This is a genomic window from Streptomyces sp. ME02-8801-2C (assembly GCF_033793965.1).
In the GTDB taxonomy this organism is placed as follows: Bacteria; Actinomycetota; Actinomycetes; order Streptomycetales; family Streptomycetaceae; genus Streptomyces.
In genome coordinates this window covers 466,344-479,084 of record NZ_JARAXP010000005.1, presented here as the reverse complement: position 1 = coordinate 479,084, position 12,741 = coordinate 466,344, and the positions used below count along the sequence as shown (strand labels likewise).

Annotated in this window: 11 protein-coding genes; 9 read left to right on the top strand and 2 right to left on the bottom strand. The window is 72.8% G+C overall.

Annotated elements, in window-relative coordinates:
• Positions 1-10: 10 nt before the first annotated feature.
• Positions 11-784 carry a TrmH family RNA methyltransferase gene (locus PV396_RS19345; RefSeq protein ID WP_319206098.1) on the top strand — a complete coding sequence of 258 codons (774 nt, stop codon included), beginning with the start codon at positions 11-13 and terminating at the stop codon, positions 782-784.
• Here PV396_RS19345 and paaN read toward each other — a convergent pair.
• Positions 781-2,472: a phenylacetic acid degradation protein PaaN gene (paaN, locus tag PV396_RS19340; protein ID WP_319206097.1), complete on the bottom strand. Its 1,692-nt coding sequence runs from the start codon at positions 2,470-2,472 to the stop codon at positions 781-783. The genes PV396_RS19345 and paaN overlap by 4 nt on opposite strands.
• A 149-nt stretch (positions 2,473-2,621) precedes the next feature.
• On the opposite strand from paaN, the gene PV396_RS19335 reads away from it, so the two are divergent.
• Together PV396_RS19335 and PV396_RS19330 are read left to right on the top strand one after the other, a co-directional pair.
• Positions 2,622-4,136 carry a 3-hydroxyacyl-CoA dehydrogenase gene (locus PV396_RS19335; protein WP_319206095.1) on the top strand — a complete coding sequence of 505 codons (1,515 nt, stop codon included), beginning with the start codon at positions 2,622-2,624 and terminating at the stop codon, positions 4,134-4,136.
• Entirely contained in the window at positions 4,133-4,720 is a 588-nt protein-coding gene (locus tag PV396_RS19330) for a TetR/AcrR family transcriptional regulator (RefSeq protein WP_319206093.1), read from the top strand. Before PV396_RS19335 ends, PV396_RS19330 begins: the two co-directional genes overlap by 4 nt.
• 295 nt (positions 4,721-5,015) lie before the next feature.
• On the opposite strand, the gene PV396_RS19325 is transcribed toward PV396_RS19330, so the two are convergent.
• Positions 5,016-5,516, bottom strand: a complete 501-nt coding sequence (locus PV396_RS19325; RefSeq protein ID WP_416071433.1) for an Lrp/AsnC family transcriptional regulator — start codon at positions 5,514-5,516, stop codon at positions 5,016-5,018.
• 174 nt (positions 5,517-5,690) lie between these two features.
• Between PV396_RS19325 and pdhA the strand changes: the two genes are divergently transcribed.
• From pdhA to PV396_RS19295, 6 genes are read left to right on the top strand one after another with little or no spacing between them, the layout of a single operon-like run.
• Complete coding sequence (gene pdhA, locus PV396_RS19320) at positions 5,691-6,824, top strand: pyruvate dehydrogenase (acetyl-transferring) E1 component subunit alpha (RefSeq protein WP_319206091.1); 1,134 nt, start codon at positions 5,691-5,693, stop codon at positions 6,822-6,824.
• The gene (locus PV396_RS19315) at positions 6,824-7,828 is read left to right on the top strand and encodes an alpha-ketoacid dehydrogenase subunit beta (protein WP_319206089.1); all 1,005 of its coding nucleotides are present in this window, start codon (positions 6,824-6,826) and stop codon (positions 7,826-7,828) included. Before pdhA ends, PV396_RS19315 begins: the two co-directional genes overlap by 1 nt.
• Entirely contained in the window at positions 7,828-9,165 is a 1,338-nt protein-coding gene (locus tag PV396_RS19310; protein WP_319206087.1) for a dihydrolipoamide acetyltransferase family protein, read from the top strand. The genes PV396_RS19315 and PV396_RS19310 overlap by 1 nt, the downstream gene beginning before the upstream one ends.
• Before the next feature lie 55 nt (positions 9,166-9,220).
• Positions 9,221-10,147: an NTP transferase domain-containing protein gene (locus tag PV396_RS19305; RefSeq protein WP_319206085.1), complete on the top strand. Its 927-nt coding sequence runs from the start codon at positions 9,221-9,223 to the stop codon at positions 10,145-10,147.
• A complete protein-coding gene (locus PV396_RS19300) occupies positions 10,144-11,577 on the top strand; it encodes a molybdopterin molybdotransferase MoeA (RefSeq protein ID WP_319206083.1) in 1,434 nt (477 codons plus the stop codon). Before PV396_RS19305 ends, PV396_RS19300 begins: the two co-directional genes overlap by 4 nt.
• A 43-nt stretch (positions 11,578-11,620) precedes the next feature.
• Positions 11,621-12,727 (top strand): potassium channel family protein, encoded by a 1,107-nt coding sequence (locus tag PV396_RS19295; protein WP_319206082.1) that lies wholly within the window; start codon positions 11,621-11,623, stop codon positions 12,725-12,727.
• Positions 12,728-12,741 lie beyond the last annotated feature (14 nt).

Here is a 12,741-nt window from a genome sequence, read left to right as displayed (position 1 = left end):
GCTGCACGGCATGACGGACTCAGCAACAGGGCCGGCGAGCGCCGCGGTGACCGACTGGCACCGGCTCTCGGGCGCATCCGTCCTGCTCGACGGCTTCCACGCCCTCAAGCACGCCGTCCGTTTCGGCGCGCGCATCCCGGTGGCCGTGACCACCGACCGACTGGCGGCCCTGGATCTCGCCGACGAGCTGGCTCCGGACGTACGGGACACCCTGGACGCCCTCCTGGCCGAGGTGCCGGAGACGACGTACACCTCGCTGGTGCCGCGCGCGCATCCCACGGCGGTGGCCGCCCTGGCCGTACGGCCCTCGCGCGGCGCCAACCTGGAGGCGCTCGCGCGCATGCCCCGCAGTGCGCCCGTCGTCGTCCTCGACGACCCGCGCAACCTCGGCAACGCCGGGGCGGTGATCCGGCTCGCGGCCGGATTCGGCGCGACCGGCGTCGTCACCACCGGGACCGTCGACCCCTGGCACCCCACCGTCGTACGCGGTGGGGCGGGGCTGCACTTCGCGACGGCCGTGGAGCGGCTGACGGTGGCCGAGCTGCCGCCCGGGCCGGTGTTCGCGCTCGATCCGGAGGGCGACGACATTCGGGGGCTGAAGCTCCCGGACGACGCCCTCCTCGCCTTCGGCTCCGAGCGCAGCGGGCTGTCGCCCGAACTGCGCGCGCGTGCCGACCGTCTGGTGTCCCTGCCGATGCGCCCCCAGGTCTCCAGCTACAACCTCGCGACCAGCGTGGCCATGACGCTGTACCACTGGAGCCTCACCGGCGACGCGGCCTTCTAGGCCTCCCGGCGCACCTCGACCACCCGGAAGCGGTTCGCCACGAACGCCCCGTCGCACAGGGCCGCGTTCGCCGCCGGGTTGCCGCCCGAGCCGTGGAAGTCGGAGAAGGCGGCCGTCTGGTTGACGTACACCCCGCCGGTCAGGTTCAGCGACAGCTGGGCGCACTCGTCGAAACAGGCCTCCTGGACGGTCTGTTCGAACTCGGGGTCGGTCGTGTACGCGCCGACCGTCATCGCGCCCTTGTCCCGGATGGTCCGCCGCAGCAACTGCACCGCGTCCGTCGCCGAGTCGACCGCGACGGCGAAGGAGACCGGGCCGAAGCACTCGCTCATGTAGGCGGCCTCGGAGTCTGGCTTGGCGCCGTCGAGCTTCACGACGACCGGCGTGCGGACCACCGCTTCGGGGAAGTCGGGGTTCACGATCTCCCGTGAGGGCAGGGCGACTTCGCCGAGGCCGGCCGCCGCCTCCAGCCGGGCCTTCACGTCGGGGTTGACGATCGCGCCCAGCAGCCCGTTCGCGCGCGCGTCGTCGCCCAGCAGGCCGCTGACGGCCGCGGCGAGGCCGGAGACCACCTCGTCGTACGACTTGTGGCCCTCCTCCGTACGGATGCCGTCGCGGGGGATGAGGAGGTTCTGCGGGGTGGTGCACATCTGGCCGCTGTACAGGGAGAGGGCGAACGCGAGGTTCGACAGCATGCCCTTGTAGTCGCCGGTCGACTCCACGATCACCGTGTTGACGCCGGCCTTCTCCGTGTAGACCTGCGCCTGGCGGGCGTTGGCCTCCAGCCAGTCGCCGAACGACGTCGATCCCGTGTAGTCGATGATCCGGATCTCCGGGCGGGTCGCCAGGGTCTTGGCGATGCCCTCGCCGGGGCGCTCGGCCGCCAGGGCGACGAGGTTGGGGTCGAAGCCGGTCTCGGTCAGGACCTCGCGCGCGACGGCGACCGTCAGCGCGAGCGGCAGTACCGCGCGCGGGTGGGGCTTGACGAGGACCGGGTTGCCCGTGGCCAAAGAGGCGAACAGGCCCGGGTAGCCGTTCCACGTGGGGAAGGTGTTGCAGCCGATGAGGAGGGCGATGCCGCGCGGGACCGGCGTGAACTCCTTGGTGAGGGCCAGCGGGTCGCGCTTGCCCTGGGGCTTGGTCCACTCCGCGGTGCCGGGGGTGCGGACCTGCTCCGCGTACGCGTACGCCACCGCCTCCAGGCCGCGGTCCTGGGCGTGCGGGCCGCCCGCCTGGAACGCCATCATGAAGGCCTGGCCGCTGGTGTGCATGACCGCGTGCGCGAACTCGTGCGTGCGGCGGCTGATCCGCCGGAGGATCTCCAGGCAGACCACCGCGCGGACCTCCGCGCCCGCGTCGCGCCACGCGCGCTGTCCGGCCTTCATGGCGGGCAGCAGCACGTCGACGTCCGCGTGCGGATAGGTGACGCCCAGCTCGATGCCGTACGGGGACACCTCGCCGCCCACCCAGCCGTCGGTGCCGGGCTGGTCCAGTTCGAGGCGGGTGTTGAGGACCGCGTCGAAGGCGGCCTTGCCCGCGGCCAGGTCCAGGCTGCCGTCCTCCCCGTACGCCTTGGGGTGTTCGGGGTGCGGGGACCAGTACGCGCGCGTGCGGATCGCTTCCAGCGCCTGATCGAGGGTGGGCCGGTGCTGGGCGATCAGCTGGTGCGCGGTGAGTTCGGCGGCCATCGGGGGACCAACTCCTCGTCTCAAGAGCACTTCGTCGAGCTCATGACCTGGGCAGAAAAGGGATGACAGGGCTAGAGTAACCGAACGATCGGTCGGGACAAGGGGGTCCGCCGCATCTGTGGACAACCTCGTGCGGGAGGATCGCGCACATGACAGCACTCGACCTCAGCAGCCCCGTGGCCGTCGTCGGCACCGGCACCATGGGCCAGGGCATCGCCCAGGTCGCGCTGGCCGCCGGTCATCACGTACGGCTGTTCGATGCCGCGCCCGGGCGGGCCCAGGAGGCCGCCGCCGCGATCGGCGCGCGCCTCGACCGGCTCGTGGCGAAGGACAGGCTCGCGCCGGCCGACCGGGACGCGGCGCGGGGCCGCCTGCACGCCGCGGGGAGCCTCGCCGAACTCGCCGACTGCTCCCTCGTCGTCGAGGCCGTCCTCGAACAGCTCGACGTGAAGCAGGAGCTGCTGCGCGCCCTCGAGGAGGTGGTCGACGACGACTGTCTGCTCGCCACCAACACCTCGTCCCTGTCCGTCACCGCCATCGGCGGCGTCCTGCGCAACCCCGGGAGGTTCGTGGGGCTGCACTTCTTCAACCCGGCGCCGCTGCTGCCCCTCGTGGAGGTCGTCTCCGGGTTCGCCACCGACGTCACGTCGGCCACGCGCGCGTACGAGATGGCCCGCGCCTGGGGCAAGACGCCGGTCGCCTGCGCCGACACCCCCGGGTTCATCGTCAACCGCCTCGCCCGGCCCTTCTACGCGGAGGCGTTCGCCGCGTACGAGGCCCAGTCCGCCGACCCCGCCACCATCGACGCGGTGCTGCGCGAGTGCGGCGGGTTCAAAATGGGCGCCTTCGAGCTGACCGACCTCATCGGGCAGGACGTCAACGAGGCCGTCACCCACTCCGTGTGGCAGGCCTTCTTCCAGGACGTGCGGTTCACGCCCTCGCTCGCCCAGCGGCGGCTCGTCGAGTCGGGCCGGCTCGGCCGCAAGACCGGTCAGGGCTGGTACGAGTACGGGGACGACGCCGAGCGCGCCGAACCGCACACCGCGGAAGCGGCCCAGCCGCCCGCGTACGTCGTCGCCGAGGGTGACCTGGGCCCGGCGGCCGACCTGCTCGCGCTGATCCGTGAGGCGGGCGTTCCCGTCCGCGAGGACGAGGAGGACCACGGCACCCGGCTGGTGCTGCCCAGCGGCGGTCAGCTGGTCCTCGCCGACGGGCAGACCAGCGTCGAGTTCCGTGACGTCGTTTACTTCGACCTCGCCCTCGACTACCGGCGGGCCACCCGCATCGCCCTGTCCGCCTCCCAGGACACCCAGCCGCAGACCCTGACCGAGGCCATCGGCCTCTTCCAGGCGCTCGGCAAGGACGTCAGTGTCCTCGGGGACGCGCCCGGCATGATCGTCGCCCGCACGGTGGCCCGGATCATCGACCTCGCGCACGACGCCGTCGCCAAGGGCGTCGCCACCGAGGAGGACGTCGACACGGCGATGCGCCTCGGCGTCAACTACCCGCTCGGGCCCTTCGAGTGGAGCCGCCGGCTCGGCCGGAGCTGGGCGCACGAGATCCTCGACGAACTCCACCAGCGCGACCCGAGCGGACGGTACGCGCCGTCCCTCGCGCTCTACCGCCACGCGTACGCCACCGACAAGCGGGAGGGCACCCCATGACCACCGCCAAGCGCGACACCTACACCACGCAGACCCTGCTCCAGGTCGCCGTGCAGGTGTTCAACGAGCGCGGCTACGACGGCACCTCCATGGAGCACCTGTCCAAGGCGGCGGGCATCTCCAAGTCGTCGATCTACCACCACATCACCGGCAAGGAGGAGCTGCTGCGCCTTGCCGTCGACCGCGCCCTGGACGGGCTGTTCGGGATCCTCGACGAGGAGCACGCGCGCGTGGGGCCCGCCGCCGGACGGCTGGAGTACGTCGTACGGCGCATGGTCGAGGTGCTCATCGCCGAACTGCCGTACGTGACGCTGCTGCTGCGGGTGCGCGGCAACACCGAGACCGAGCGCCGGGCCCTGGAACGGCGCCGTGACTTCGACCACCGGGTCGCCGAGCTGCTCAAGGCCGCCGCCGCCGAGGGGGACATACGCGGTGACGTGGAGGTGCGGCTCGCGACGCGGCTCGTCTTCGGGATGATCAACTCGGTCGTGGAGTGGTACCGGCCCGACGCGCGCGGCATGGGTGAGCGGGAGGTCGCCGACGCGGTGGCGCGGCTGGTCTTCGGGGGGCTGCGCAACCCGTAGCGGGACTCCGTGGGGGGTTGGTAGCTGCTCGGCAAGGGGTGCACACAAGGACGATGGTTCAGGGCCTCCCCGTCGCCTCTGGCCGTACTCACCTGACCAGGTCGCGCAGGGCTGTGTTTGACAGCGGCCTCCGGCCGCGGGGGCCTCCCGGGCCCGGGCCACGCACAGGATGCGTGTCGCCACCCGGGGTCGAGTACGCCGGGGACTGGGGGCACCCCCTCTGGGGGATCGCCCAAGACCGTTCGGGGCGCGCGGCTGAACGGACTCACGCCCGCTCAGTCTCAGGAACGGTGCCTCAGCCCTCCAGGTCCAGGTCCTCCTCCTCGAACACCAGCAGTGTGCGTGTGCTGAGCACCTCCGGCATCGCCTGCAGGCGCATCAGCACCAGCTCGCGCAGCGCCTTGTTGTCGGGGGTGTGGACCAGCAGGAGCACGTCGAAGTCGCCGCCCACCAGGGCGATGTGGTCGGCGCCCGGGAGCTGCCGCAGTTGTTCGCGGACGGTGCGCCAGGAGTTCTGGACGATCTTCAGGGTGATGTACGCCGAGGTGCCCTGCCCGGCGCGTTCGTGGTCCACGCGGGCGCCGAAACCGCGGATCACGCCGTCCTCGATGAGGCGGTTGATGCGCGCGTAGGCATTGGCCCGCGATACGTGCACGCGTTCGGCCACGGAACGGATCGAGGCGCGGCCGTCCGCCTGGAGCATCTGCAGGATGTCCTGATCAATGGCGTCCAGCGGCCGTGGGGGCGGCAGGGCGGGGCCGCCTTCCGTGCGCTCGGCCATTTGTTCAGGTGCCATGTGCCCCCGCCTCCCTGCCATGGACGTACTGCGTCCATCTCAGGCTGTGGAGAACCGTTTGTCCACAGCCTGGCGGCGCCTGTAGCCAAAATGTGCCGACGACCGAACAATCGGTAGGTGAGGCGAGTCACAACCGTGGCCCGCCCGGAGCCGTCTCCCACGAGGAGGTGCCGCATGACGGTCATGGAGCAGCGGGGTGCGTACCGCCCCACGCCGCCGCCCGCCTGGCAGCCCCGGACCGACCCCGCGCCGCTGCTGCCCGACACGGAGCCGTACCGCGTCCTCGGTACCGAGGCGGCGGCGCGGGCGGATGCCGGGCTGCTGCGCCGGCTGTACGCGCAGCTGGTGCGCGGGCGCCGGTACAACGCGCAGGCCACCGCCCTCACCAAGCAGGGCAGGCTCGCCGTGTACCCCTCCAGCGTCGGCCAGGAGGCCTGCGAGGTGGCCGCCGCGCTCGTCCTGGAGGACCGTGACTGGCTCTTCCCCAGCTACCGGGACACGCTCGCCGTGGTCGCCCGGGGCGTGGACCCCGTACAGGCGCTGACGCTGCTGCGCGGTGACTGGCACACCGGGTACAACCCGCGTGAGCACCGGGTGGCGCCGCTGTGCACCCCGCTCGCGACGCAGCTGCCGCACGCCGTCGGGCTCGCGCACGCCGCCCGTCTCAAGGGCGACGACGTGGTGGCGCTGGCCATGGTCGGGGACGGCGGCACCAGCGAGGGCGACTTCCACGAGGCGCTGAACTTCGCCGCCGTGTGGCAGGCGCCGGTGGTCTTCCTGGTCCAGAACAACGGCTTCGCGATCTCCGTGCCGCTCGCCAAGCAGACCGCCGCCCCGTCGCTGGCCCACAAGGCCGTCGGCTACGGGATGCCGGGCCGCCTGGTCGACGGCAACGACGCGGTCGCCATGTACGACGTCCTCAGCGACGCCGTGCGCCACGCGCGCGCGGGTGGTGGTCCCACGCTCGTCGAGGCGGTGACCTACCGCGTGGAGGCACACACCAACGCCGACGACGACAAGCGCTACCGGGCCGACTCCGAGGTCACCGCCTGGCGCGAGCACGACCCGATCGACCTCCTGGAACGGGAGCTCACCGCGCGCGGGCTGCTCGACGAGGACGGCATCAGGGCCGCGCGCGAGGACGCCGAGGCGCTCGCCGCCGACCTGCGCGCCCGGATGAACCAGGACCCGGTGCTCGACCCCATGGACCTGTTCGCCCAGGTGTACGCCGAACACACTCCCCAGCTGCGCGAGCAGCGGGCCCAGTTGCGGGCCGAGCTCGAGGCCGAGGCGGAAGGGGCGCACTGATGACCACCGTCGCCCTCAAGCCCGCGACCATGGCACAGGCCCTCACGCGCGCGATGCGCGACGCCATGGCCACCGACCCCACCGTGCACGTCATGGGCGAGGACGTCGGCACCCTCGGCGGGGTCTTCCGGGTCACCGACGGACTCGCCAAGGAGTTCGGCGACGACCGCTGCACGGACACCCCGCTGGCCGAGGCGGGCATCCTCGGCGCTGCCGTCGGCATGGCCATGTACGGTCTGCGCCCGGTCGTGGAGATGCAGTTCGACGCGTTCGCCTACCCCGCGTTCGAGCAGCTGATCTCGCACGTCTCCCGGATGCGCAACCGCACGCGCGGGGCCATGCCCCTGCCGATCACCGTCCGCGTGCCCTACGGCGGCGGCATCGGCGGCGTCGAACACCACAGCGACTCCTCCGAGGCGTACTACATGGCGACCCCGGGCCTCCACGTCGTCACGCCCGCCACGGTCGCCGACGCGTACGGCCTGCTGCGGGCCGCCATCGCCTCCGACGACCCCGTGGTCTTCCTGGAGCCCAAGCGCCTGTACTGGTCGAAGGACTCCTGGAACCCGGACGAGCCGTCGGCCGTCGAACCGATCGGACGCGCGGTGGTCCGCCGCCCGGGCCGCAGCGCCACGCTCATCACGTACGGGCCGTCCCTGCCCGTCTGCCTGGAGGCGGCCCGGGCCGCGGAGGCGGAGGGCTGGGACCTGGAAGTGGTCGACCTGCGTTCCCTGGTCCCCTTCGACGACGAGACGGTATGCGCCTCCGTACGGCGGACCGGGCGGGCCCTGGTCGTCCACGAGTCGGGCGGTTTCGGCGGCCCCGGCGGGGAGATCGCGGCCCGTGTCACGGAGCGCTGCTTCCACCACCTGGAGGCGCCGGTGCTGCGCGTCGCCGGGTTCGACATCCCGTACCCGCCGCCGATGCTGGAGCGGCACCACCTGCCCGGCGTCGACCGCGTCCTGGACGCCGTGGGACGGCTGCAGTGGGAGGCGGAACGCTGATGGCACAGGTACTGGAGTTCAGGCTCCCCGACCTCGGCGAGGGGCTCACCGAGGCGCTGATCGTGCGCTGGCTGGTCGAGGTCGGCGAGGTCGTCGCCGTGGACCAGCCGGTCGTCGAGGTCGAGACGGCGAAGGCGATGGTCGACGTGCCGTGTCCCTACGGGGGTGTCGTCACCGCCCGCTTCGGCGAGGAGGGCACCGAACTGCCCGTCGGGTCACCCCTGGTGACGGTCGCGGTCGGCACCCCGGCCCACCCGGACCCCGCCGGTGACGCGGCCGAGGGCTCCGGCAACGTGCTTGTCGGATACGGCACCTCCGAGGCGCCCGCGCGGCGACGGAGGGTGCGGCGGGAACAGGCGGCGCCCGCCGCTCCGGCGGCCCTCGAGGGCACGGCCGGGCAAGCCCCCGCCCCCGCTCCCGGCCGCGTCGACGGGCCCGTTCCGGTCATCTCGCCGCTCGTTCGCCGGCTCGCCCGCGAGAACGGCCTGGATCTGCGGGAGCTGGCGGGCTCCGGGCCCGACGGACTGATCCTGCGCGCCGACGTGGAGCGCGCGCTGCACGCGGGCGCCGCCACGCGAACCGAGTCCCCGGCGCCGGCGCCGGCTCCTGTTCCTGCGGCGCACCCCGCCGCAGTCACCGCCGCCACCGAGGGCACGCGCGTGCCCCTGAAGGGCATCCGGGGTGCCGTCGCCGACAAGCTCTCCCGCAGTCGGCGCGAAATCCCGGACGCGACCTGCTGGGTGGATGCCGACGCCACGGAGCTGATGCGGGCACGCGCACACATGAACGCCGGCGGGGCCGCGAAGGTCTCCCTCCTCGCGCTGCTCGCCCGTATCTGCACGGCCGCCCTCGCCCGCCACCCCGACCTGAACTCCACGGTCGACCTGGAGGCCAGGGAGATCGTCCGGCTCGACCGCGTCCACCTCGGCTTCGCCGCGCAGACCGAACGCGGGCTCGTCGTCCCCGTCGTCCGGGACGCGCACAGCAGGAACGCCGAGGGGCTCGGCGCGGAGATCGCGCGGCTGACCGAGTCGGCCAGGACCGGCACCCTCACACCCGCCGAACTCACCGGCGGCACCTTCACGTTGAACAACTATGGCGTGTTCGGCGTCGACGGCTCCACGCCGATCATCAACCACCCCGAGGCGGCCATGCTCGGCGTCGGCCGGATCGTCCCCAAGCCATGGGTGCACGAGGGAGAACTTGCGGTGCGACAGGTCGTCCAGCTGTCGCTCACCTTCGACCACCGGGTGTGCGACGGCGGTACGGCGGGCGGTTTCCTGCGCTATGTGGCGGACTGCGTCGAACAACCGGCGGTGCTGCTGCGGAGCCTGTGACGCGGGTGACGCGCACACGTTCCCTGTGATCGGCGGCGGCCCGCATACTCGGAGGGTGACCGCCTACGAGCCCCCGCCCTCAGGGACGACTCCCGGCGCCGACGGCTACGACGCCGTGGTGCTCGCGGGCGGGGCCGCCCGACGGCTCGGTGGCGCGGACAAGCCCGGTGTACGGGTGGGCGGGCGCGCGCTGCTCGACCGAGTGCTCGCCAGTTGCGCCGACGCCGCCACCACCGTGGTCGTCGCCGGCCCCCGGCCCACCGCACGGCCCGTGACCTGGGCCCACGAGGACCCGCCGGGCGGCGGACCCGTCGCCGCGCTCGACGCGGGTCTGCGGAACACCATGGCCGAGCATGTCGTCGTACTCTCCGCCGATCTCCCGTTCCTCGGACCGGCGACCGTGCGACGGCTTCTCGGCGCCCTGCGCACGAGCGGCGCCGAGGGTGCGCTGCTCACCGACACCGGCGGCCGGGACCAGCCGCTCGTGGCCGCGTACCGGGCGTCCGCGCTGCGCCGGGAGCTGGGCGCGCTCACCCTCGAACACGGCGGCCTCACCGGCCTGCCGCTGCGCCGGCTGACCGCCGCGCTGGAACTCACCCGTGTGTCCGACCCCGTCGCGTCCTTCGACTGCGACACCTGGGACGACATCGCCGCCGCCAGAGCACGCATCAGGGAGCATGGGCACGTGTTGGACGAATGGATTTCCGCAGCCAAGGACGAACTGGGCATCGACCTGGACGTCGACACCGGCCTCCTTCTCGACCTCGCCCGTGACGCCGCGCACGGTGTGGCCAGGCCGGCCGCCCCCCTGACGACGTTCCTCGTCGGATACGCGGCGGGCCGGGCCGGGGGAGGCCCCGAGGCGGTCGCCGAGGCCACCCGCAAGGCCGTCGACCTCGCGCTGCGCTGGGCCGACGAGGCCGCGGCCGCCGACGCCGGGCCCGCCGCGGGCAAGGCCCCCGACAGCCCGGACGCCGGATGACCGCCCGCAGCGACCTGGACGACCTCGGCGCCGAGGAGGCCCTCGCCCTCGTGAACCAAGGCAACAGTGGCCGCAAGCAGGGCGCGGGACCCACTCCAGGAGGCGCCGAGGCCCCGGCCCCCGCAGGGGACGGGGTCTACGACGTGGAGGCCGACCAGCCGCGCCCCGCCGGAACCGGCGCCGACCCCGCCCCCACGCCCGAACCCGCCTCCGAGCGCCTCCGGGCCACCCCGTGGCCCCAGGCCCGCGCCATCGCCGAGCGCGCTGCCCGCCGGGTCTCCCGTACCGCCTCGGCGCCGATCTCCGTACCCGTCGAGGCCGCTCTCGGCCTGGTCCTCGCCGCCCCGCTCGCGGCCCTCACCGACCTCCCCTCCTTCGACACCTCCGCGATGGACGGCTGGGCGGTCGCGGGCCCCGGTCCCTGGGACGTGCGCGAGGCCGGTGTGCTCGCCGGGCACGCGCAGCCCGAGCCGCTCACCGACGGCGAGGCGGTACGGATCGCGACGGGCGCCCGTATCCCGCACGACACGACCGCCGTACTGCGCAGCGAGCACGGCCGCACGGACGATCAGGGCAGGCTGCACGCGACCCGGGAGATGAGCCACGGCCAGGACATCCGTCCGCGCGGCCAGGAGTGCCGCACCGGCGACCAGCTGCTGCCCACCGGCGCCTTCGTGACCCCGGCCGTCCTCGGGCTCGCCGCCGCCGCCGGATACGACACCCTCGCCGCGATCCCTCGGCCCCGGGCCGAAGTCCTCGTTCTGGGCGACGAGTTGCTCACCGAGGGGCTGCCGCACGACGGTCTGATCCGGGACGCCCTCGGCCCGATGCTGCCGCCCTGGCTGCGCTCGCTCGGCGCCGACGTCATCGCCGTACGCAGACTCGGGGACGACGCCGAGGCGCTTTATCAAGCCCTGAGGAACTCCCCCGCCGAGATCGTCGTCACCACCGGCGGTACCGCCGCCGGACCCGTCGACCACGTCCACCCCACGCTGCGCCGCCTCGGCGCCGAGTTGCTCGTGAGTGGTGTCCAGGTGCGCCCCGGGCACCCCATGCTGCTGGCCCGGCTGAAGGAGAACCAGCACCTCGTGGGGTTGCCCGGCAACCCGCTGGCCGCCGTGTCCGGGCTGCTCACCCTCGCCGAGCCCCTGCTGCGGACCCTCGCGGGACGGGCGGCGCCGGAGCCGTACACGCTGCCGCTCAAGGACGAGGTGCACGGGCACCCGCACGACACCCGGCTCGTTCCCGTCGTCCTGCGTGGCGACCGCGCCGTGCCCCTGCACTACAACGGGCCGGCCATGCTGCGCGGTATCGCGGCGGCCGAGGCCCTCGCGGTCGTCCCGCCCGGCGGAGCCCGCGCCGGTCAAGAACTCGAACTGCTTGACCTGCCCTGGTCGGCAGCCACCGAAGCCGGGGTGTGTTTCACGTGAAACATTCGGATCGCAACGGCGCCCGTCGGGGCGCCCATGGAGGATGTTTCACGTGAAACTGCCGGGCCATGACGCCATCGCCCGCCAGGCGGACGAGCATCTGGTGACCCATCGGGTGAAACTCCCCCGGACCGTGGTGGAACGGCCGATCCGGCAGGTCGGCAAACGCGTCGCCATGGCCCTGCTGGTGCTGGTCGGGACAGCCTTCATCGTCTATCTCGACCACGACGGCTACAACGACAACGCCGACGGCTCCGTCAGCCTCCTCGACGCCTTCTACTACGCCACCGTCACCCTCTCCACCACCGGATACGGCGATATCGCGCCCGTCAGCGACGCCGCCCGGTTCACCAACATCTTCGTCATCACACCGCTGCGCGTGCTCTTCCTGATCATCCTGGTCGGCACGACTCTCGAAGTCCTCACGGAACGCACACGGGAGGAGTGGCGCCAGAACCGCTGGAGGGCGGCCTTGCGAGAGCACACCGTTGTCATCGGGTTCGGGACCAAGGGGCGGTCGGCCGTGCAGACCGTCTGTGTCACCGGACTGAAGAAGGAACAGGTCGTGGTCGTCGACCCCAGTGCCAAGGCCGTGGACGCCGCCACCGCCGAGGGGTACGCGGGAGTGGTCGGCGACGCGACGCGCAGCGACGTACTGCTGCGGGCCGAACTGCAGAAGGCGCGGCAGATCATCATCGCCACCCAGCGCGACGACACGGCCGTCCTGGTCACGCTGACGGCCCGGCAGCTCAACCGCACGGCGAAGATCGTGGTCGCCGTGCGCGAGGAGGAGAACGCGCCGCTGCTGAAGCAGTCCGGCGCCGATGCCGTCATCACGAGTGCGAGCGCGGCCGGGCGACTGCTCGGTCTGTCGGTGCTCAGCCCGGCCGCCGGCATGGTCATGGAGGACCTCATCCAGCAGGGCAGCGGGCTCGACATCGTCGAACGGCCGGTCATAAAGGCCGAGGTGGGCAAGGGGCCGCGCGAGACGGACGACCTGGTGGTGAGCGTCGTACGCGGGCATCGGGTGCTGGGGTACGACGATCCGTCCATCGGGGAGCTTCAGGTGGCCGACCGGCTCATCACCATCGTGCGGGCGACGCCGGGCGGGCATGTGGCGCCCGACGTCCGTCCGATCCGCGACAACTGATCGTCCGCCGCCTG

What these genes read in the sequence shown, in the direction of transcription:
- PV396_RS19330 (WP_319206093.1), top strand. Translation starts at nt 4,133, where the DNA reads ATGACCACCGCCAAGCGCGACACCTACACCACGCAGACCCTGCTCCAG.
- PV396_RS19295 (WP_319206082.1), top strand. Translation starts at nt 11,621, where the DNA reads ATGTTTCACGTGAAACTGCCGGGCCATGACGCCATCGCCCGCCAGGCG.
- PV396_RS19300 (WP_319206083.1), top strand. Translation starts at nt 10,144, where the DNA reads ATGACCGCCCGCAGCGACCTGGACGACCTCGGCGCCGAGGAGGCCCTC.
- pdhA (WP_319206091.1), top strand. Translation starts at nt 5,691, where the DNA reads ATGACGGTCATGGAGCAGCGGGGTGCGTACCGCCCCACGCCGCCGCCC.
- PV396_RS19325 (WP_416071433.1), bottom strand. Translation starts at nt 5,516, where the DNA reads ATGGCACCTGAACAAATGGCCGAGCGCACGGAAGGCGGCCCCGCCCTG.
- paaN (WP_319206097.1), bottom strand. Translation starts at nt 2,472, where the DNA reads ATGGCCGCCGAACTCACCGCGCACCAGCTGATCGCCCAGCACCGGCCC.
- PV396_RS19315 (WP_319206089.1), top strand. Translation starts at nt 6,824, where the DNA reads ATGACCACCGTCGCCCTCAAGCCCGCGACCATGGCACAGGCCCTCACG.
- PV396_RS19335 (WP_319206095.1), top strand. Translation starts at nt 2,622, where the DNA reads ATGACAGCACTCGACCTCAGCAGCCCCGTGGCCGTCGTCGGCACCGGC.
- PV396_RS19345 (WP_319206098.1), top strand. Translation starts at nt 11, where the DNA reads ATGACGGACTCAGCAACAGGGCCGGCGAGCGCCGCGGTGACCGACTGG.
- PV396_RS19310 (WP_319206087.1), top strand. Translation starts at nt 7,828, where the DNA reads ATGGCACAGGTACTGGAGTTCAGGCTCCCCGACCTCGGCGAGGGGCTC.